The 21,740-nt window shown below is 50.1% G+C and carries 18 protein-coding genes and 1 pseudogene; 13 read left to right on the top strand and 6 right to left on the bottom strand.

The genetic code is table 11. The annotated features are described in order from the left end of the window. Positions 1-161: 161 nt before the first annotated feature. Positions 162-1,997 carry an ABC transporter ATP-binding protein gene (locus BWI93_RS20610; protein ID WP_094814789.1) on the bottom strand — a complete coding sequence of 612 codons (1,836 nt, stop codon included), beginning with the start codon at positions 1,995-1,997 and terminating at the stop codon, positions 162-164. A gap of 835 nt (positions 1,998-2,832) precedes the next feature. Here BWI93_RS20610 and BWI93_RS20605 point away from each other — a divergent pair. Beyond that, the gene (locus tag BWI93_RS20605; protein WP_158242793.1) at positions 2,833-3,822 is read left to right on the top strand and encodes a glycosyltransferase family 1 protein; all 990 of its coding nucleotides are present in this window, start codon (positions 2,833-2,835) and stop codon (positions 3,820-3,822) included. A gap of 57 nt (positions 3,823-3,879) precedes the next feature. Here BWI93_RS20605 and BWI93_RS20600 read toward each other — a convergent pair whose 3' ends face one another. The 3 genes from BWI93_RS20600 to BWI93_RS20590 form a co-directional block, all read right to left on the bottom strand. Then, positions 3,880-4,545, bottom strand: coding sequence for a hypothetical protein (locus BWI93_RS20600; RefSeq protein ID WP_094815050.1), 666 nt, complete (start codon positions 4,543-4,545; stop codon positions 3,880-3,882). A 148-nt stretch (positions 4,546-4,693) separates the two neighbouring features. Continuing rightward, complete coding sequence (locus tag BWI93_RS20595; RefSeq protein ID WP_141217546.1) at positions 4,694-5,251, bottom strand: hypothetical protein; 558 nt, start codon at positions 5,249-5,251, stop codon at positions 4,694-4,696. Between the two features lie 193 nt (positions 5,252-5,444). Then, the gene (locus tag BWI93_RS20590) at positions 5,445-6,293 is read right to left on the bottom strand and encodes a c-type cytochrome (protein WP_255157978.1); all 849 of its coding nucleotides are present in this window, start codon (positions 6,291-6,293) and stop codon (positions 5,445-5,447) included. A 780-nt stretch (positions 6,294-7,073) separates the two neighbouring features. Between BWI93_RS20590 and BWI93_RS20585 the strand changes: the two genes are divergently transcribed. The 12 genes and pseudogenes from BWI93_RS20585 to proC all read left to right on the top strand — a co-directional run bounded on the left by BWI93_RS20585 (position 7,074) and on the right by proC (position 19,816). Beyond that, positions 7,074-8,141, top strand: coding sequence for a sensor histidine kinase (locus tag BWI93_RS20585; RefSeq protein WP_176454289.1), 1,068 nt, complete (start codon positions 7,074-7,076; stop codon positions 8,139-8,141). Then, complete coding sequence (locus tag BWI93_RS20580) at positions 8,138-9,289, top strand: sensor histidine kinase (RefSeq protein WP_094814779.1); 1,152 nt, start codon at positions 8,138-8,140, stop codon at positions 9,287-9,289. Before BWI93_RS20585 ends, BWI93_RS20580 begins: the two co-directional genes overlap by 4 nt. Next, a complete protein-coding gene (locus BWI93_RS20575; RefSeq protein WP_094814777.1) occupies positions 9,286-10,071 on the top strand; it encodes a LytTR family DNA-binding domain-containing protein in 786 nt (261 codons plus the stop codon). Before BWI93_RS20580 ends, BWI93_RS20575 begins: the two co-directional genes overlap by 4 nt. 141 nt (positions 10,072-10,212) lie before the next feature. Continuing rightward, on the top strand, positions 10,213-12,645 hold the full coding sequence (locus tag BWI93_RS20570; RefSeq protein ID WP_094814775.1) for a penicillin acylase family protein: 2,433 nt from the start codon (positions 10,213-10,215) through the stop codon (positions 12,643-12,645). A 36-nt stretch (positions 12,646-12,681) separates the two neighbouring features. Beyond that, a complete protein-coding gene (locus BWI93_RS20565) occupies positions 12,682-13,056 on the top strand; it encodes a hypothetical protein (RefSeq protein ID WP_094814773.1) in 375 nt (124 codons plus the stop codon). 103 nt (positions 13,057-13,159) lie between these two features. Next, complete coding sequence (locus BWI93_RS20560; protein WP_094814771.1) at positions 13,160-13,777, top strand: OmpH family outer membrane protein; 618 nt, start codon at positions 13,160-13,162, stop codon at positions 13,775-13,777. A gap of 170 nt (positions 13,778-13,947) precedes the next feature. Continuing rightward, positions 13,948-15,234, top strand: a complete 1,287-nt coding sequence (locus BWI93_RS20555; RefSeq protein ID WP_094814768.1) for a glycosyltransferase — start codon at positions 13,948-13,950, stop codon at positions 15,232-15,234. Positions 15,235-15,416: 182 nt separating this feature from the next. Continuing rightward, on the top strand, positions 15,417-15,878 hold the full coding sequence (gene smpB / locus BWI93_RS20550) for an SsrA-binding protein SmpB (RefSeq protein WP_094814766.1): 462 nt from the start codon (positions 15,417-15,419) through the stop codon (positions 15,876-15,878). A gap of 98 nt (positions 15,879-15,976) precedes the next feature. After that, positions 15,977-17,439: pseudogene (gene gatB, locus BWI93_RS20545) on the top strand (Asp-tRNA(Asn)/Glu-tRNA(Gln) amidotransferase subunit GatB). Then, positions 17,436-18,548: a TlpA disulfide reductase family protein gene (locus BWI93_RS20540; protein ID WP_094814764.1), complete on the top strand. Its 1,113-nt coding sequence runs from the start codon at positions 17,436-17,438 to the stop codon at positions 18,546-18,548. The pseudogene gatB and the gene BWI93_RS20540 overlap by 4 nt, the downstream one beginning before the upstream one ends. 84 nt (positions 18,549-18,632) lie before the next feature. After that, on the top strand, positions 18,633-18,986 hold the full coding sequence (locus BWI93_RS20535; protein WP_094814762.1) for a four helix bundle protein: 354 nt from the start codon (positions 18,633-18,635) through the stop codon (positions 18,984-18,986). 29 nt (positions 18,987-19,015) lie between these two features. Next, positions 19,016-19,816, top strand: coding sequence for a pyrroline-5-carboxylate reductase (gene proC / locus BWI93_RS20530; protein WP_094814760.1), 801 nt, complete (start codon positions 19,016-19,018; stop codon positions 19,814-19,816). An 85-nt stretch (positions 19,817-19,901) separates the two neighbouring features. Here the strand turns inward: proC and BWI93_RS20525 are convergent, their stop codons facing one another. Further along, on the bottom strand, positions 19,902-20,918 hold the full coding sequence (locus tag BWI93_RS20525; RefSeq protein ID WP_094814758.1) for a hypothetical protein: 1,017 nt from the start codon (positions 20,916-20,918) through the stop codon (positions 19,902-19,904). A gap of 14 nt (positions 20,919-20,932) precedes the next feature. Continuing rightward, positions 20,933-21,508, bottom strand: a complete 576-nt coding sequence (locus BWI93_RS20520) for an RNA polymerase sigma factor (RefSeq protein ID WP_094814756.1) — start codon at positions 21,506-21,508, stop codon at positions 20,933-20,935. Positions 21,509-21,740: the final 232 nt, after the last annotated feature.

The following is a 21,740-nucleotide window of genomic DNA, read 5'->3' as shown; positions in this document are numbered from 1 at the left end:
AAACTTCTAAAAAGATAATCCTGCATACATATTCATGACTAACGGGCCATGCGTTCGCCTAAACGTCAGCTCAGAACGAAGGTCCGTCATTCAGTACATCCAGCTAAATGAAAACAAAAAAACCGCTTCGGCAGGAAGCGGTTTTTTTTAGTCAGGGAAGTTTATACGTTTTGTAACATCGTCAGGCGGCGGTACACGCCTTCTTCTACTTCGACGAGTTCTTCGTGGCTACCCCGTTCAACAATTTGTCCCTGATGTAAGATAAGGATTTCATCGACATCCTTGATCGTACTAAGCCGGTGGGCAATTACCAGCGTGGTTTTATCAACCATCAGATGATCCAGGGCTTCCTGAACGGATTTTTCCGATTCCGTATCCAACGCAGAGGTTGCTTCATCCAAAATCAGAATGGATGATTTTTTGAATACCGCCCGGGCAATGCTCAAGCGTTGACGCTGACCACCCGATAGCCGGATGCCCCGATCGCCAATAATGGTCTGGTAACCGTCTTCGGTTTGCGTAATAAAATCGTGGGCATTGGCTACTTTGGCCGCGTGAATGACTTCCTCCATCGTCGCGTTGGGCTGACCCAGGGCGATGTTATTGAAAATCGTATCGTTAAACAGAATGATTTCCTGCGATACAAAACTCATCTGATTCCGTAGCGATTCCATCTTATAATCCCGTACATCCCGGCCATCAATCAAAATCTCACCGTCGGTTACGTCGTAGAAACGCGGGATAAGATCCGCAATGGTTGATTTACCTACACCCGAAGGTCCAACAAGAGCCATTTTCTTGCCTTTTTCAAGCGTAAAACTCATGTTTTGTAACACCGCCGCATCGCCGTACTGGAAGGAAACATTCCGGAATTCAATTTTATCGCGGAAGTTCGTTAGCTCTACGGCATCGGGTTTATCCTGTACCAGAATGGGCTTGTCCAGAATTTCCAGGATACGCTCACCCGCGGCCCGTCCCTGCTGAATGTTCGTAAGGGCTACCACAATAGCCTTCGCCGGGCGGATCACCTGCGAGAAAATGGCAATGAACGCGATGAAAGCACTCGCCTGCAAGCCTCCTTCCTGACTCAGTACCAGACTACCCCCGTACACCAGAATACAGGCTACTACAAAAACACCCGATGCCTCCGAAAAGGCCGGAGCCAGTTCGCGACGTTTGAAACCCTGTGAGCTGGCTTTCCGGTAAAAGTCGTTTTCCTGACTAAAGCGTTTCAGGATAAATGGCGTAGCGTTGAAGGACCGAATGATACGCATACCCATCAGCGATTCGTCCATCAGCGTCAGCAAACGGCCCATGGAAGCCTGTACATCCTGAGCTTCTTTGCGTAGACTCTTCGTAACGGCGGCAATTCCTATGGCCGATACTGGAATGATAACCAGCGTAAACAGGGTCAGCTTCGTAGAGATGGCAAACAGAGCAATGAAGTAGCCAATGAACGTATAGGGCTCTTTGAAAATAACTTCGAGCGAACTGGAAGCTACGCTTTCGATCGCGTATACATCCCCGTTGAGTCGGGAGAGCAAATCGCCTTTGTGTTCTTTGGTGAAATAGCCCAGGTGCAGATGATTGATTTTTTCGAAAAGAGCTTCTCGCAGTCGTTTGACCAGCATGGTACGGGCATTGAGCAGACAACGCTGGGCGAAATACCGGAAGGTGTTCGACAATAATACCGAAGTCACGATCATGGCCGCTAAAAAGTACAGGGCATAAATGGGATCGCTGACTTTGAACTGGTAAATCAAGTGATAGAAATAGTCCTTAAAATAGCTACCTGAAAATGTAAATTCAGGTTCCCGGGCGTATTGGGCAGCCTCTTCAGCGATGTGTGAAGAGTCAAATAAAAAGTTCAGAAGGGGGATAATCAGAGCGAATTGAAAAACGCTAAAAAAGACCGACGCTAACGTAAACAGAAAAAACGGAACGATGAATTTTCTGAGTGGCGTTACGTACTTCAGAAGACGACTATAGATTTTCATTTACTTGCTAACTTCTAAATTTTTTAGGGAGTAAGAACGCTGACACGTTACTCGGAATTACAGGAAGATCAAACAACTTACCACCCTCGAATCAACGAACTGGAGATTGGTTTATGTATGGATAGAGGCTTTACCAGGGCAAAAATAAAGTCGGAATGGGGCGAATGACACCTTTGACTGGCTATTTTTCCGGCAATCCATGAAAGGTCTTTGCCTTAACAATACTCCCAAATGGCCTCTCAAAGACCCGATTTGAGGGGTAAAACGTTGGAAACAACAGAAAAAATAATGAAAAAATAAACGGTAGTGCGGCGGTAAGAAAAACAAAATGTCTTTTTAAAGCTTTTACCAGTGCTATAGGTATGAATCAGAAAAACAGGGCTTTAATAGGTATAAAAATCCCGAGCCATTCCTTTAAAAAAGAGACAGTAAATTCGGGTGTTTTCGAGCAATGAACAATAAGGCTTCCACTGAATCGGTTAATTATACACGCAACGAATACGCCCGTTTGCACATTATTTGTTGGAGGCAATCCAACTCCTGCTCTACAACTGGTGTCTGTACAAACAGGGTAGCTTTGCTGGAAAGCCTTTTTTAGGTCTTCCACAGGCGGGCCCGGAGGGTCTGAGCTAATCAGGTTCGTCAATTATTTCGTTCGTCTGTATTCGCAGGAGCAAGCCCATTTTGGGGTATGCTCCCTATCGTCAGAACCTGCTCTATCTAGGCAGCGAATACAGTCGTGTCCTTTAACATATAGAAATTTATGTCCTCAATAATCCTTGACTGCGGGTTAATGAAGTTTCCCAACTCAGGCTTGTATCACTATTGCTTAAACATGAGCGAACAGGTGAACAAGCTGTTGCGAAAACAGCAAATGCCGCCGATGATGATGTACGTCCCACCGGCAGAACGGCTTCAGCTTCGGCCGGAGAAGCATCATATCATCGAACGGAAATGGCATAAAATCTGGAAACCTTTTCTGGCAGGCTGTAAAGTCTGGCATGCTCCGTTTCAATCGGGCCGCATCATTCCCGAGCGGGATAGCGATACCCGTGTGGTACTCACGGTCCATGACTTAAATGCTCTGCACGAAGGCAAAGCCCGCGAGGAACAACTCCGCAGTTTAGCCCATACACAAAACCTCATTGACCGAAGTGATGCCATTGTTTGCATCTCGGAATTCACTAAAAATGACGTACTCAATAATTGTGACGTAAATGGTAAGCCCATTCACGTCATTCACAATGGTCTTAATAAGCTGAGTGCACCCCACCTGGAATCTACTTCCTATCGGCCCCGTCGTCCCTTTCTGTTTGGTTTGGGCTACGTGAATACCAAAAAGAATTACCACGTACTACTGCCTTTATTACTGGCGAATCCCGATTTGGAGTTAGTCGTAGCCGGTCATCACGATGAACCCGAATACGCCTCCCGAATGCGGACCATGGCCGAAGACATGGGCGTGAGCGACCGGCTTTTCCTGGCGGGTCCGGTTTCGGAAAGCGAAAAGGCCTGGTACCTCAACCATTGTATGGCCTTTCTACATCCTTCACTGGCCGAAGGTTTTGGCTTTACGGTCGTAGAAGCCATGTCGTTTGGTAAACCCGTCTTTATTTCGAATCTGACCTCATTGCCCGAAATCGGCGGTGATGCCGCCTTCTATTTCTCCGATTTCGAAGCCGAGCACATGCAACGCGTGTTCCGGGAGGGCATGCATACTTATAATACCACGCCACTCGCTGAACAGTTGAAGAAAAGAGCCGAAAATTTCAGTATGGAACGCAGTGCCAGCCAGTACCTGGACGTGTACCAGTCGTTACTCTAAAAAAATAAGCTCGCCACTGCTAGAGTGGCGAGCCATTACAAGGGTCAGAATAGACAATTATTGCTTGCTGGGTAGGGGCAGATGAAAGGTACCATTGGTTAGAACCAGTGAATCTTTTTTACTCTGCTGTTTGTACCCATTCCCTTCGGGATCGATGGAAGAATCAAAGCCCGTCGTTTTGGTGATCACTTTATCTTCCATTTTGTTCATGAGTCGGCCCATGCCGCCGAAAACTGTAGAACTCGATTTTTCTTTCCAGTACGAGCCTGCCAGTACGCCGCTAAACGTAGCTTCAAGCGAACCGTCGGCATTCTTCTTCACGACTACCGTTTCATCATTATTCTGGGATTTGCCCACGTGGTATTCCATGCGAGGCTCCCGGGTCTCTTTTACGTACTTAATCACTGCCAGACCTTTGTAACCGCTGCCCGCCTGAACCTTGGCTTTATTGGCCTTGCTATCGGCTTTATCGGCGTCTACCACCAGATATGTACCGGGCTCAATGCCGTCCGTATGATCGTAACTGCCCAGCCAGATACGCAAGGACTGATCAGGCTTATTCGTGTTGGCGGTAATCCACCAGTACGCTCCAATGCGAATCCGGCGGGGCTGACTCTTGAATTCTTCCCCGTTAATGGTTGCTTTCAGGGTGTTGGCATTCGGAAGTTGGGCCAGAGCTGCGGTTGAAAACAGGAGGCCGACTAGGATGGAAAATAGTTTCATGGTGCGATCCATCAGAAAGGAGTGAGATAAGCAATGCTACACGCTTAGTCGTGGTCGGGTTGCAGAAGAGAAACACCGCTCTCGATTTTTTACAATGAATAAAGAACGGACGCGTGGGTTGGCATAAACGTCCGTTCTCGTGCGACTTCTACTGTTTTAAAGACAAAACGATTTTGGTCGTGTAGCCCTCGGACTTTTCAGTGATGCTGATTTTGAGCGAGCTGCTGGAGACTTCATCCACTTTCCAGACAACGGCCTCATTGGGATTTCCTTCCTCGTACATCTTGAAGGTTTTATTCTGGGCATTGTAGCTCCAGAGGCTGTTTACTGGTACGGGAACTTCAGTATCCGGCTCTTCGTCGGGGGGGCATACTTTACTCCCTTCGCTGCCGGAGATCTTACCGTTTTTCTCGAAGCGGATGCGGTCGTCCTTGGCACACTCCGGAAATTCCTCGACTAAATCGCCGCCTGTTTCTTCACCGCTTTCATCCTCGGTTAGGGTAAAAATGAAGGATTGAATTTTTAAGTCTTTTCCCGCACAGGGTAAGGACGACGTACCGTTGTTTCCACCGCCACCGTTATCAGGCTGCTCCTGTCCCGGGTTATCGGGATCAACGGGTTCGGGATCTTTTTTACAGGAACTAACCAGCAGGATTAGTCCGAACAAAATCATTTTAAGCGAAAGAGATACAGATAAACGTGACATGATTGAAGGTTGATTTGATAGAATACTGATACAAAGATTGAACAGGTAAATGGAAGGCGGAGGGCTAATCCGAATCAACTGGTAAATGAGCGTACTGAATCCACAGAAAACCGACTTCGATTGAAAAGAAGGTGGAGAACGCAATCGGATGCCGGACTTCGTGTGTTGATTTGGAGAGCCGACTAAGACCCCGTTAGGGTAAACTCCGGAAGTATTTATACAGAGCCACGAGTTCTTTTTCCTGATACTGAGCGGTCATTTTCCAGGGCATATCTTCATTCTTGAGGACACGTCCTTCGGGTGTATGGCCCGTTCGAAGCGTATGGATGAATTGCTGCTGCGTCCATTGGCCCACGTGTCCGCTACGGGTCAGATTCGGTACGGGGGGCGAACCGGGAGCGGCTCCTTCGCCGCCTTTGAAATCAGGCTGATGGCAACCCGAGCAGGATACGGCCAGGTATTTTCCCTGAGCAATACCACCGCTGGTATCGGCCTGCGTCAGAAGGGCTCGGTGGTGATCAATTTTTTCAACCGACAGCAGGGGCATTTTATCCAAATATGAAAACACCTGAACGACGGGTCCCAGCTTGATCGGAGCCCACGCCTGGTCCACGGGGGGTAGTTGCCGGCAGTACGCAATCAGGGCGGCCATATCTTCCTGGGATAACAGGGTTGTTTCGTGCGAGGGCATAAAAATGAGTGGTCGTCCGTTACGCCCCACACCGTGTCGCAGGGCTCGTATCCAGTCTTCGGCGGCGTAGTCGCCGGGTAAGCCGCCTTTTCCACGCGTCAGGTTGGTGGCAACGAGTCGGCCCATGGGGGGCTCGTCGATCATTACTTTTCCGGCCAGGTTTTCACCGTGACATTCGATACAGCCTTTGATGAGAGCGACGTGTTTCCCGCGTTCAATACTGAGGGAGTCGTTTGGGATGGGAAAGCTTTCGCGGGCAAAGTCGTACGTTTTTTCGACGCGTTCCGTAATGTTCCGGGCAATGACGGCATAGGCGATGCCCAGCAGTAGGACGAGGGAGCCCAGTACCATGCCGGTTCCTTTTAGGATTTTTACCAACATAATTGAAAAGAGGAATAAGAAAGGTGAAGGTGAAAAACAAGAGAGATCCTACGCTTGGGTGTTACTCAAATCGCAGGAATCTCTCCAGACGTTGATTGGAAGGTTGAACGGTACTAACTCCTTAAATCCCTTAACCAAGTAGAAATCGGTTTGGTGATACAAAGATTTACGCCGCCCGGCTGCTTCCAAGGAGCGTTTCTACTCAAGTGAGGCTTCCAAAGGATGAATCGCCGAAAAAGCCCGATCAATTGTATCGGACTAACTGGGACATATGTAACGACTCTTAATTAGTAACGTGCAGATTATCAAAAGAGTAGATTGCTTGAATGATTGAGCTTTTCCGGATTATAGCACAAAAAAAACAGTTCATTCCTCGCTTTTTCCAGTTGAACCAGCGAAGCGTTTAATCCCTTGCACGAAGGAGGTAGGTTTGCAGTGATTTTTATCCACCCAAACGATACCTGACTATGCATCCGAACGTTCGACGGAATCCAGCGGCTCCGCTATACATCACCTCTCCAGCCCCAGTCTGTACGTTACTTCCTGCCGTACCGCAATTCATGTACGATTTTTAACAATTCAGTCAGAAATCTTTTCAGCTCGGGGAGGAGCAGTCTCAGGGGTTTACTAAATCCATTGTAGCTTTACCTACCCTGACCAAGCCCCCAAGAAATGCCATTTTCATTGCTGCTACGCAAAGTGGCAAGGGCCCTGAAAATCCGACCGAAGTTTGAAAATCAGGATCCGCTCATGCCCAGATTATTTCCTTTTCTGGAACAACGCAACTTGTTCAGGGGTGGCCTGCTCTGGTTATTGATTGTCGTGTACACGCCCGTATTCTGTTACCTCTTTTGGGGAAGTTTGTACTGGGCCAGCTGGACAAACATGCTGGGAATTTCCCTGATCATGTTTGTTTTCAATGCCATGGATGCCTTCTTCCTTCAGTGGCTCGCTCAGCAAATTGGCGTGTATTTCCCGCATCCCCACCAGTCCGCTCTGCGGCTCAGCAGTATGATCAGTCTGTTTGTGGGAATCAACTTTTTTCTGGGACAGCAGTTGATGTATGCGTTGGGTGCTACGCAGTGGTTCGGCTATTCCTACAAACCGGCACAGGCTCCGTGGGTGCTGGCAGCGATGACGTGTATGAATATTCTGCTGGCCGGGGTGAGTGAGGGCGTCTATGCGTTTACGCAGTGGCGGATTCATCAGGAAGAACTGGAAGCTTTGGAACATCAGCAGTTACAAATGCAGCTCGAAGAAGTAAAACAGCAGGTGAACCCGCATTTTCTGTTTAATAGCTTAAATTCTCTGTCCGTACTCATTGCCGACAATCCGCGTCAGGCGGAACGTTTTGTGGACGAGATGGCAACCGTATACCGTTATCTGTTGCAGGCTGGGCAAATGAGTATGCCGGGCGGTGGACTGGTCACGCTGGAAGCCGAACTACGTTTTTTGCAGGCCTATTCCTATTTGCTCGACACCCGGTATGGATCGGCCATTTCACTGGAAGTGAACGTCTGCGAGGCCGCCCGGACGCAGTACCTACCCGTGCTGACACTCCAGACGCTGGTCGACAATGCCATCAAACACAATGTCGTACTGGCCCAGCAGCCCTTATCCATTCAGATTCGGGCGAATTCACCAACGCTATTACGAGTAAGCAATTCCCTCCAGAAACGTTCCGTAACCATTCCGCTTAACCGGGCTGGCCTGTCGATGCTCATGGCCCGCTACCGCTTACTACAGGGTGAATCGGTGCAGGTGCTGGTTGAGGATCAGCGGTATATCGTCGAACTTCCTTTACTACAGGCGGTATGAAAGAGCTGATTCATCGCTGCTTCCCCACGGCCCGGAGTCGCTGGATGTACGCCTTCATCGCTCCCTGGATTATTCCCCTGATGGCGTATTTGCTGATTGGGCGTCCGTACCTGCAAAACTGGTCAAATTTCCTGGGCGGAACGCTGGTGGTAGGTATCCTGAGTACCGTTGCTTTTGTCGCTCATAACTACGCGGCTGACGTAATTACCCGTCGGTACCCCCACTTGCGGCAAACGGTCAAGCGGATTATCTGGATGACGCTGAGTTTCACGTTCCTGACCGCCTTTTTTCTGTATTTCTATCTGACGCTGTTTGCTCTGGGCGGGTTCTTTCACACGGAAATATCGCTCGAAGCCATGCAGGCCAATCATGGCATCATTCCCACGTGGAATCATCTGTTCAAGCGGCTTGCCGGAGCAGATGTCACGCCGCCCACGCTCGTGTTTTTGTACGCCGTCGATGTGTTTTCGCTGCTAGCCTTTGTCTTTATCTATGAAGTATTTTATTCCCTGGAACAATGGCAGGCGAGCCAGAAAAATAAGGAAACACTCAAGAAAGCCCGTTTGCAGGGTCAATTGCAGAGCTTGCGGAGTCAGATCAGTCCCCATTTTCTGTTCAACAGTTTAAACTCACTCTCGTCACTCATCGCCGACGAGCCGCAGAAAGCTGAGGACTTTGTCAATGAAATGGCGAAAGTCTATCGCTATCTGCTACAGACCAGCGAACGCGAACTAACGCCGCTCTCGGTAGAGCTGGCCTTTATTCATTCCTATTACCACTTGCTCAAAACCCGGTACGGAGCTGGTTTACACCTCGATGTAGCCGTCGATCCGGCATATCTCAAGTACCAGTTGCCACCCCTGACCCTTCAGATGCTGGTGGAAAATGCGGTGAAGCACAACGTCATTCTGGCTACCAAGCCCCTGCATATTCACATTGGTACGACAACGACGGGTGAATTGCTGGTAAGTAATAACCTGCAAACCAAAGCCAAACGTCCGGGCGTCGTTGAATCGACGAAGGTGGGGCTGTCTAACATTACCGCCCGTTACCGCTTACTCGATCAGCCGGAACCGCAGATTACCAACGGTCCCGATCACTTTAAAATTCTGTTGCCTTTATTCACTGAAAATGTATCGGATATATGAACGTTTTAATCGTTGAAGATGAAGAATTAGCCGTCCGCAAGCTGATTCGGTTGTTACAGGAAATCGAACCCAGTCTAACAGTACTGGCCTCGACGGCGAGTATCGAAGAAACCGTTGACTGGATTGAAAGCAACCGACAGCAGGGCCATGCCGAACCGGATCTGATTTTCATGGATATTGAACTGGCCGATGGACAAAGCTTCGCCATTTTCGAACAGGTCGATATTTTCAGTACCATCATTTTTACCACGTCCTACGACGAATACGCTCTGCAGGCCTTCAAGGTCAATAGTATCGATTACCTGCTCAAACCCGTACAGCGGGAAGAACTCGAACGCGGGCTTCGCAAGTACCATGATCTGTCGGCTCGGGCACAGCCGTCCTTACCCTTCAATCTGGATCAGGTGCTACAGGCCTGGCGAAACCAGATGCAGACCAAAGAATACCGCAAGCGGTTTCTGGTACGGCAGGGGCAGCGGCTGTTATCAGTAGAAGTAGCCGAAATTGCCTTTTTCTTCACCGACGAGCGATTCAGCTTTTTTAAAACCCATGCCGGTCAGAAGTTTCTGGTAGACTATACCCTCGATGAACTAACCGATATGCTCGATCCGGATTTGTTCTTCCGGATTAGTCGGGGAGTCATCGTTACGCACGCCAGTGTGGAACAGATTCAGCCGTATTTTGGTAATCGCCTGGCACTAGGGCTGAAGCCCGTCTTTGAAAAAGAAGCGTTGGTGAGTCGGGAAAAAGTAAGCGATTTTAAAAAATGGATGGGTAAGTAATGCAGTAAAAAGTACTACCTAAATCGAAATTACCAATCACTCTATCGAGCTGGTCGCGTACCGAATCACCGGGAAAATCTCTTTTTTCTTGCCGTTAGAACCCTTACGTTTGTATTCTTACATCACGTACAGTACATCGACATGAAGAAAGCGGTTCTTAGTCTGACCCTCACGGGTGGGTTGTTGTGGGCTCTGGGCACTTCATTTAGTCCCTTGCCCGCCCTGGGGGCCTTCTTAAGTCCATTTTCGGGTTTTTGGAGTAATGAGCGTCGCATTCAGATGCTCGACGCTGAAATACATCTGCCGGGCGTTGAATCGGAGGTCATTATTCGCTTCGACGACAACCGGGTTCCGCACATTTTCGCAAGCAATGATCACGATTTATACTACGCTCAAGGCTACGTAACGGCTCGGGATCGCCTGTTTCAAATGGATCTGACGATTCGTTCTGCCGCCGGACGTCTCAGTGAAGTAGTAGGGGAGCAGGCTCTGCCCCTGGATTTGTACAAACGCCGGACGGGTTCGGTGAAAGCCGCCGAGGAAGCCTGGAAGTTTGTGCAACAGGACGCGAAAATTCGCCGTGTCATCGAAGCCTACAGTGATGGGATCAATGCGTACCTGTCCAATCTGCGGCCTGCCGATTATCCCATTGAGTACAAAATGCTGGGCTTTACGCCCGAAGCCTGGACGCCGGAAAAGTCCATGTTACTCATGGTAGAAATGACGCATACCTTGGCGACCCCCCGCGACGGTGATGCGGCGTTGACCAATGTGCTGCAAAAGTTTGGTCTGGAAGTACTCCAGGATTTATACCCCGATTACGCCGATCGTGAAAGTCCGATCATCCCCAAAGGGACGAAATGGAATTTCAAACGCAGACCCCTTCCCAAAGTACCGAAAGACTATACCGAAGGGACGGCTTCCGTCCGCGAGCCACTTTCCTGGCCCGAGCGGGTCGAGGGGATCGGGTCAAACAACTGGGCGATTGCGGGTGAGAAATCCGCTACGGGTTTACCCATTCTGGCGGGTGATCCGCACCTGGGCTTAACGCTTCCTTCCATCTGGTACCAAATTCAGCTCACCACGCCCGAAAGCAATGCCTACGGGGTATCGCTGCCGGGGGCTCCCTGCATCATTATTGGATTCAACCACGACATTGCCTGGAGCGAAACCAACGTAGGCTCCGACGTAGCTGATTTGTACACCATCGTATTTAAAGATTCTACGCGACGTGAATACCTGTACCGGCGGCAATGGCACAAAACCAGCTTCCGGGTGGAGGAAATCAAGGTCAAAGGCAAACCGTCCGTGATCGATACGGTGGTGTATACGCATCACGGGCCGGTGGCACTGCCCCGCTGGGGGAACGACCCTACGCCGAGTCTGGCCTTACGCTGGATTGCCCACGAGCCGGGTAATCCCGTCAAAACGTTCTATATGCTCAACCGCTCGAAAAATTACGACGATTACGTACGAGCCTTGAGTCATTACGTCGCTCCGGCACAAAACTTTGTCTTCGCCAGTAATGAAAACGACATTGCCATCTGGGTGAATGGAAAGTTTCCGTTAAAATGGAAAGAACAGGGTAAGTTCCTGCTGGACGGCTCTAAATCTGCTCACGACTGGCAGGGCTGGATTCCTCACGAACACAATCCCCATGTAAAAAATCCCAAACAAGGATACGTAAGTTCGGCCAACCAGGCCCCCGTCGATGAGTCGTATCCGTATTACCTGCACTGGCGTTTTGCGGAGGCTAACCGGGCTATTCGGATTAATGAACGACTTGAAGCCATGCAGCGGGCTACCATTGACAGCCTGCGATTATTACAAAACGACAACTACAACGTGCTGGCCCGGGACTTGCTCCCTACTTTACTGGAGCAGATCAAAGTAGGGGAACTTAATGCCTCCCAATACTCAACGTACACGGCTCTGCAGCAGTGGGATTATGAGTACACGACGCAGGCCGTAGCTCCGACCATTTTTGAAAAATGGGTGGAAAATCTTCCTTCTTTTGTATGGGATGAATTCACGACGGACGCGAAGAAACCGTTACAGCGTCCGCAGAAAGACCGACTCTGGAAACTCATTCTAAAAGAACCGGATTCGAAATGGTTTGATCGCGTCGAAACGGCGGACGTAAAAGAGAATCAGACGGATATTATTCGGCTTAGCTTCAAGGCGACCGTCGATTCGCTCACCCGCCAGTACGGGACCTATTCCTCGAAAAACTGGGCCTGGGGAGCGGTGAAAGGATCGACGATTGCTCACTTGGTACCTCCCTTGAAATCCTTTGGTCGTACGAACGTAGTAGCGGGCGGCGGTGCCGATGTGCCGAATGCCTTCCGGGGTAAATGGGGACCGTCCTGGCGAATGGTGGTGGCTCTGGGAAAAGAGGGACCAACGGCCTATGGTGTATATCCCGGCGGACAGTCGGGCAATCCGGGTAGTCCGTACTATGATAACATGGTTAATACCTGGGCCGAGGGAAAACTGAATGAACTTTTGTATCTGAAAGCCATTGATGAAAACCATCCCAAGGTTTTAAGTACGCTGAAAATCAGTAAACGCTAAGGCCAGATACCCTTTACCTGTATTAAAACGTTCGTTATGCAATTCGTTTTGATGATTTTACTTTCCGCAATGGTCCAGTACTTTCTCCCCTGGTGGTCCGTTGTCATCATACCGTTCCTGATTTCAGCCTGGAAAGGCAAGAGTGGGAGTAAAGCTTTTTTAAACGGTTTTCTCGCCACCGCCCTGCTCTGGTTTGGCATGGCTTACTACGAACACCTTCGGTCAGGGGGTATTCTGACGGACCGGATCAGTGAGCTTTTTCGGGGGATTGGTACCATTGGTTTGCTGACGGCTACGACCTGGAGCGGAGCCCTACTGGGTGGAATGGCCTCCCTGAGTGGGTATTTGGTACGGCAGGCGGTTTTCCCCAAGAACCCTTCCCCCGCCGAAAAAGCACAAGCCTATTGGTAGTCTTGCGTAAATTCCTGAAATACTGGGTGCAACCGAGCTTGCCACTTCGGGGCAATTGGCTATTTTTGCCGACCTAATTGTTTAATCAAACCAGCTAGACTCAGTGAAAAACCTTTCGTTAGCCCTTAATGCCGTGTTGGTCGTGGCGGTGGCCGTTTTGTATTACCTGCATTTTAAAGGCGATAGTAACTCTTCGAGTGGCAGTAGTGCCGCCGTGACCGCTGACGGTCGGGCCATCGTGTATGTAAATGCCGATTCCTTATTGAATAACTACGATTTCTTTAAAGATACTCAGAAAGCCTTCGAACAGAAGGGTACGCAACTCGACGTGGAACTCAACCAGAAAGGCGGAGCCATTCAGCGTGAAATTCAGATTTTTCAACAACGGGCCGGTGGCATGTTAGCCGCTGAAGCTCAGGCTAAACAACTGGAGTTACAGAAAAAGGCGTCTGACTTCGAAAACTACCGTCAGAAAGCCGCGAATGATCTGTCCGTAGAGCGGGCGGATCAAACCGAAAAGCTGTACGACAACATTTTCGAGTACATCAAAAAATATAACAACGATAACAAGTACCAATACGTACTGGGTTATCAGAAAGGCGGTGGCATTCTGTTTGCAGACTCAAAACTCGACATTACGCAAAAAATGATCGAAGGTCTGAACAAAGAATACAAGGCGACGCAGCCCAAAACCGAAGAGAAGAAAGAGGAAAAGAAATAAGCTCTTGAATCGGATTGCTCAAAAAGCCCTGACATCGACGGTGTCAGGGCTTTTTGTTGGACGATGGATGGGACCCTACAGTTCATGTTCTCTTTTAAACAGTTCAGTCAGGCTGCCTGACTAGCCTGCCGGAAGGCGGTGTAGGTTTGCTGAATTGTTGACTTTCAGGAATGAATGCGAAGAAACTATTAGTAGCGACAACCCCCGACTCCGTAAGGCCGCTGACGGCTCTGGCAGTATACCTCCAATCCCAGGGATATGAGGTGGGCTGGTATACGGGTCCGAGTTATCAGTCCCTCATTACCAAACTCGGTTTAGGCTTTTACCCTTTTCAGCGGGCTACGGAAGTGCATGCTACGGAAGTCAACCAGGTCTGGCCTCAACGTCAAAAGCTCACGCGTACGCTCACCCGCTTCCGTTTTGATCTGACCTACCGCTTCCTGGCTCCCATTCCCGATTTTCTGACCGATTTGAAAGCCGTTTATGCACAGTTTCCCTTCGATGCGGTCTTGTGCGACATGGCTTTCATGGCGGCTCCTTTTCTGAAATTCGTTTTTAATGTTCCCGTGGGGGTAGTAGGTCTGGGGCCGCTGGGCGTTTCTTCAAGCGATGCCCCTTTGCATGGATTAGGCTGGCTACCCGCTCAGTCGCTCCTCGGCAAAAGTCGCCAGCGACTATTGCAGTACTGGGTTCGAAACTACTTTTTCAAGCCTTCCACCCAGTTGTATAATACCTTACGAAAGCAGTATGGATTACCCGCCAGTCAGGATTTTTGTCAGGATTCAGTCCTGCATGAAGCGGATGTATACCTGCAAAGCGGCGTACCGGGTTTCGAATACCAACGCCGGGACCTGAGTGCGAACGTTCGGTTTGTTGGTCCGCTTTTTCCATACCGGGCGGCTATGCCCGTTTCCCTTCCCATTCGTGTTTGCCCGAAACGATACCAGCGAGTCGTGCTCGTTTCCCAGGGTATGCATGCGTCAGATCCGGAAAAACTGCTCATCCCGACGCTGGAGGCTTTTAAATCCGATGCTTCTACGCTGGTGATTGCCACCACGGGCGGGTATCAGACCCAGCAGCTCCGGGAGCAGTTTCCGCAGACCCATTTTGTACTGGAAGATTACGTGGATTTTCAGGCTCTCATGCCGCAGGTACACGTATTCGTGACGAACGCGGGTTACGCGAGTACCCTAGCCGCCGTGCAACATGGCGTACCCATCGTCGCGACAGGATTGTACGAAGGGAAAAATGAGATTTCGGCCCGGGTGGCGTATTTTCGGCTGGGTATTCGCCTGAAAACGGAAATGGCGACAGCCCGTGAGATCAAAAAGGCCGTAGATCAGGTAATACAGGAGGGAAGCTATCGCCGGAATGTCAAACGACTGGCGAAGGAATGTGCCCGCTATCCGGTGCATGAACTTTGTCACCAGCATATTCAGCGTTTCTGGAGCGAATAAACGATTGTTTATTTCCGGCTACGGTCCAGCGTATAAACCGGTCGGGCCCAGTAGAAACGCGTCAAGATGTCCATTCGAAAGCTATCTTTGAAACCAATTCACGCAGCGGGTCGATAGGTCCACTTTTTTTCGTGAAAAAGAACCGGCTAAACAAGTACCGGCCAGGTATTACAGGAACCGATATGGCAGAAAAAGAAAAAATACAAAAGCACGTCGAGATCAAAAATCGCCGGGCTTCGTTTGAATACCAGTTTTTAGAAACCTTCACGGCGGGCATCATCTTATCCGGAACCGAAATTAAATCCATTCGTCAGGGAAAAGCCAATCTCACCGATGCGTACTGTCTGCTGCTCAACGACGAGCTGTACGTGCGGAACATGAACATTTCCAAGTACGAAGAGGGCACGCACTACAACCACGAACCCATTCGGGATCGCAAGTTACTCCTCCAGAAAAAGGAAATCCGTCGCCTGGTGGGTAAGCTGAAAGACCAGGGCCTAACGATTGTACCGACGCGTCTGTTCATCTCAGATCGCGGTTTTGCCAAGCTCAATATTGCTTTGGCAAAAGGGAAAAAACTGCACGATAAACGTCAGGACATCAAAGAAAAAGACGTCAAACGCGACATGGCCCGCGGCGAGTAACCCTTGAGCCCATAGCCCGGTACCGTTGAATTCGGAGCCGGGCTAAAGCCTTTCCCCATAAAAGCGTACCTTTGCGTTCTGATCCATTATAGCCTACCGTGTCGTCGATTAAATCCCAGTACGAGCTGGTCATTGGTCTGGAAGTCCATGCCCAGTTACTGACCGAAAGTAAAATTTTCGCGGCTGATGCCAACCAGTTCGGCTCACTGCCCAACCGGAATATCTCCGTTATCACGCTGGGGCATCCCGGCACCTTGCCCAAGCTGAATGCCAAAGCCGTAGAACTGGCCGTGCGTTTCGGACTGGCAACCAATAGTCAGATTGCCCGCCGTACGGTATTCGACCGGAAAAACTATTTCTATCCCGATCTGCCGAAGGGCTATCAGATTTCACAGGACAAACATCCGATCTGTATCGGTGGAGAAATCTGGATTAAGGGAAAAGATGGGCAGGAAAAGGCCATTCCGATGCACCATACGCATTTGGAAGAAGACGCGGGCAAATCCATTCACGACGAACATTCCAGCGATACCCTGCTCGATTACAACCGGGCCGGAACTCCACTCATTGAAATTGTATCGGACCCCTCGATGCGTTCGGCTGAAGAAGCCGGAGCGTATTTGACGGAGGTACGGAAGCTGGTTCGCTACCTGGACATCTGCGATGGCAACATGGAGGAAGGCAGTTTGCGTTGCGACGCCAACATCTCAGTTCGCAAGTTCGGCGATCCGGTGCTGGGTACGAAGGTGGAAGTGAAGAACATGAACTCGGTTCGTTTTCTACAAAAAGCTATTGAGTACGAATACGAGCGGCAGGTAGCCATGGTTGAAGCTGGCGAAACCATCATTCAGGAAACGCGGATGTTTGATCCCGAAACGGGTCGGACGTACGGCATGCGGGTGAAGGAAACGATGAACGATTATCGGTATTTCCCCGAGCCGGATCTGGTCCCCATTCTCATTACGGATGAACAGCTGGAAAACATCCGCAGCCAGATGCCAACGCTGCCCCGCCAGCTGGTTCAAACGTACACGACGGAATACGGACTCAACGAAGCCGACGCTCTGTCGCTGACCGAATCGAAAGCCACGGTTGCGTATCTGGAGGCGTTGATCGCGGCAGGAACGACTCCAAAAACGGCCGCGAACTGGCTTATGGGTTCCGTTCGTACCTGGATGAACGAAAGCAAGCAGGATCTGAGCGGTTTCCCGCTGACGCCACAAAACCTGGCGGCTCTGATTCAACTCGTTGAAGAAAATAAAGTCAGTCACTCGGCGGCCGCTCAGAAGCTGTTTCCGGCTCTGATTCAGACCCCCGACGTTTCGCCGCTGGCACTGGCCGAACGTTTACAACTGCTGCAACAGGGCAATAGTGACGTACTTCAGGCGTTGATTGATGAAGTATTGCAAGCCTGGCCCGATAAGGTCAAGGAATACAAAAAGGGCAAAAAGGATTGATTGGATTGTTTGTGGGAGAGGTCATGAAAAAGTCGAAAGGTCAGGCCGATCCGAAAGTAACCAATCAACTCGTAGCCCAATCGTTAGACGCTATTACGCTATGAAACTGATTTTTTCCACGATTCTTTTCCTGATTACGCTGACGGGTTTTGCTCAGCAGGATACCTACCATATTCAGGGACAGGTACGAAACCCGAATACCAACGAGAAGGCGTACCTACAGATCGTCAATGATCGCGGCTTGCCCGTATCCATTGATTCGTCGCTCATTACGGGTCAGGGATTCGAATTGAAGGGTAAAGTGCTCGATGGCGGTGGTTTTTACCGTCTGCTACTCGGCGGAAGTAAACCTATTATTCTGCTGCTGGAAGGCGGCGAAAATCTTCAGGTAGAGGCCGACGTAAAGGCTCCGCAGGCAACCAAGGTGACGGGCTCGAAAAACATGGCTTACTACGATCAGCTCAATGCCATGGCCGCCGCTTTCAAGAATCAGGTGGATCGACTGAATTTGTCGTACGAACAGGCTACCCAGAAAAAAGATAAAGCGGCTCAGCAGAAAATTCAGCAGCAGTTTGAACAGGGTCAGACCGACATGGTAACCAAGGTCAAGGCTTTACTGCCGGAAATGGGTTCTTCGCTGGCGGCTCTGTACGCTACCAATTTCCTGAACCAGGAACAGGATTTCGAGGTATTCGAACAGCTGGCCGATCGGTTTGAAAAAGAAAAGCCCAATGTTAAGATTTACAAAGCGTTTATCGCTACGGTGCGTCGGGTACAAACCAGTCGGAAAGGCCTGAGCATTGGTAGTCCGGCTCCGGAAATCAACCTGCCCGATCCGCAGCAGAAGATTGTATCGCTTTCTTCGTTACGCGGCAAATACGTACTTATCGACTTTTGGGCGGGCTGGTGCGGTCCCTGCCGTCGGGAGAACCCCAACGTGGTTCGCCTGTACAATCAGTACAAAGACAAAGGCTTTACGGTCTATGGTGTATCGCTGGATTCAGACCGGAAACTGTGGACGGACGCTATTCAGAAGGATGGCCTGACCTGGACGCAGGTATCCGACCTGAAATACTTCGATTCCGCCGCGGCCATTGATTACGGGATCCAGCACATTCCCTTCACGGTACTCATCGATCCGCAGGGGAAGGTCATCGCTAAAGAACTTCGCGGCGAGGCTTTAGAGGCCAAGTTGAAGGAGTTAATGCCCTAAATAGATAAGTAGAGTAAAGAGGTGAGAGGATAGTGACTACGGTTAGGACTGAGTATATTTACTCAAATTTAGCCTGCTTCTTGTATGAAAGAGAAAGCCGCTAACCAAAAATCTTATGCTTTTGCTCTGCGTATCATCAAACTGTATTCTTTTCTCAGGGACGAGCAGAAAGAATACGTCCTTTCAAAACAGGTACTGAGAAGTGGTACGGCCATTGGTGCTCTTATTCGCGAAGCTGAACAGGCTGAAAGTAGACCCGATTTTATTCATAAGCTGGCAATTGCTAATAAGGAGGCTAGTGAGACGCATTACTGGCTTTCCTTGCTCAGGGATAGTAAATTACTGGAAGATCGCTTGGCAAATTCCTTTTTAATGGATTGCGAAGAGATTCAAAAGCTTCTCATTGCCAGTATCAAAACCTCCAAAATGAAACGATAACGTCTTTCATCTATCATCTTTCCTCTGTTATGAAGCTTGCCATTATTGGGTGTGGGAATATGGGAATGGCTTTTGCCAAATCCTTTATTCAGTACGATCTGGTTCAAAAAGAAAACCTGTTTCTGATCGAGAAATCGGCCGAACGCGGCGAGGCACTCCGGGCCGAGCGGACGGGGGTCGTTGTGGATACCATCGGACCGCGAATCAGTGAAGCCGACCTGATTATTCTGGCGGTAAAACCCCAGGATTTTGCGGGCGTACACGCGGAATTGAAACCCGTTATTCGGTACAATCAGGTGGTTCTGAGTATCATGGCGGGCGTATCCATTCAGAAAATTCAGACCGTGCTGGATCACCCGCTGGTGGTACGGGCCATGCCCAATACCCCGGCCATGTTGGGAATGGGAATGACAGCTTTTGCGGCGGCGAAAGAAGTCGATATTCAAAATTTACGCCGGGTCGAAAACCTCATCAACGCCACGGGACGTTCAGTATTTCTGGAGGACGAAAGTCTGCTGGATGCCGTGACCGCCGTCAGTGGCTCCGGACCCGCGTACTTTTTCTATCTGGTAAAGGCGATGATTGAAGCCGGAAAGCAAATGGGTTTCCCCGAAAGTCTTTCGGCACAACTCGTCAAACAAACCATGTTAGGGTCATATCATTTAATTCAGACGGCCGATAAAAGTCTTGATGAGCTGATCAAAGCTGTAGCCTCCAAGGGCGGTACGACCGAAGCGGCCCTGAAAACCTTCGAAGAGAATCATCTGGCCGAATCGCTGATTGCGGGTTTACACGCCGCTCAGAAACGCTCCACAGAACTATCGAAGTAAGAGAAATTACGAATCATACATCCCTGTTCTCATTTCACCAGAACAGGGATTTTTTATGTTCAAAGGGAAAGTTTCAGCGTGAAAGCTACTGAGCCCTGAGCCGTGAAGGCCGCTTGCCAGCGAGGCCCTTGCTGTAACCAGAGCAGCACTTCCCGGCGGGAAACCCGACCCGGATTCTGCAGGAATCGTACGCGGCTAATCGAACCATTTTTCCGGAAATTAATTTCCAGTAGAGCTCCCAGCAGGCGTTGCTGGCTTTTTCGAGCAGATACGCTTGCACCGCTTCCATACCGCCCTGGGGTTGCGGCGGTACGGTAGGAACTTCGGTTACTACAACCGAATCACGCGTCCGGGCGGCGTAATCAGCTTCGGTTTCCAGTTCCAGTTCGCCTGTACTATCGGAACGCTTGAGGCGGGATACGGAACCTGTTTCTACGGAAGCCGCCGGTTTTTTACGACGCATCATTAGCGAGGGTTGCCGGGACGTACCGTCCAGCTTGGTAGAACCCAGGCCAACGCTATGCTCTTTTGAGCTAGCGGCCAATGAATCAACCTGGGCAGGCAGCGGCTCTCGCAGCATACGCGTGGCCATCATCGGAGCTTCAACCGCGAGCGGGGATAAATGGATAGTCGTATCCACCGACATTTCCTGCACCTGAGCGGGTACGTCGATTTTCTTGCGGGCCGACGGAGTGGGAGCCTCCATAGCCTGTAAGGCAAGGGCTGGCTGCTCGACCGCCGTATCCGCAGGGGCGGCTGGCAGAGTGGGCGAAGGTTGAGTCGCTACGCTTATCGCTGGTGGCGTTTGGGGAATGCTCGTTAGCAGTACGTAGGCCGTAGCAAGTACGCCAACCAGACTCGCCGCAACGGCGATTCTTCGTCCGTAAACGATAGAGAGAGGCCGGGGCGAAGCAATACGGGACGAGAGTTTTTGCGATAAATCAGTGGGTACGCGTGAAGGCAGGGTCTGAAATCCCTCCAAAGCATCCGCCACAAACGGATCTTCCAGAGCGGCCCGCTCGACGGCGTGCTGCTCGGCATCCGATGCCTGACCCGCCACGTAACGGCGGAGCAATTCTGCGGTGATTTGGGGTGCTGCCATGCTTGATTTAGGTACTAGGAAAATCGCTCTACCTGGGCTTCCATGCAAAGTTTAAGATTTCGCCGACCGTTCTGTAAATAGCTCTTCACCTGATTGAGTTCATAACCCGTTTCCTCGACAATCTGTCGGTAACTTTTTTCCTGTAAAAAGAACAGCGATACCGTTTGTTGCTGTTCGCGATTGAGCTTTTTCAGACAATCGTCCAGCTCCTGCAAGGGCAACGGATCTTCGGGGGCTTCTTCTACTAGATGCAAACGGTCTTCCGATTCCATACGTTCGGCGTCAACAAATTCTTTGCGGCTTCGCAATTGCATCAGACAGTAGTTCTTGGCTACACTGTGCAGCCAGCTTTTCCAGTTACTGATCTCGTGCGTACGTGCTTTGTTTACCAGTTCTTCAAACACCTGCATAACGGCATCTTTGGCGGCGTCTTCGCTGGACAGGTACTTGTAACAAACGGCGTACAGCATTTCCATGTGCGGCTCGTACAACTGTCCCAGAATCCGCAAATCACCCGTTTGCCGATACTGCTCAAGCAGTTCGGTTTCACTGGGGACGGCGTCGGATTTACGGAATAGTTTTAGAAACACAGCAATAAGGCGTTGGTAGCCGCTGGCAAGATAGTAGGTAACAAAGGTTAATCCTCTGACGAATGCTTAATTTCCCGGAAGTAAGGTGTATACGTATACTCTATCTTTACAAGCATTGCCCATGGGTTGAACCTTATTTACACACCTTTTGTAAACACGCTTTACTTACGGCGGGCCTGCTGGCTGCCGCTCTTTCTTCGTATGCTCAGGTGGGTATTGGTACTTCTTCTCC

Origin of the sequence: Siphonobacter sp. BAB-5385, from assembly GCF_002261125.1 — a bacterium.
Lineage (GTDB): Bacteria > Bacteroidota > Bacteroidia > Cytophagales > Spirosomataceae > Siphonobacter.
This window is presented reverse-complemented; position numbering and strand designations above follow the sequence as displayed.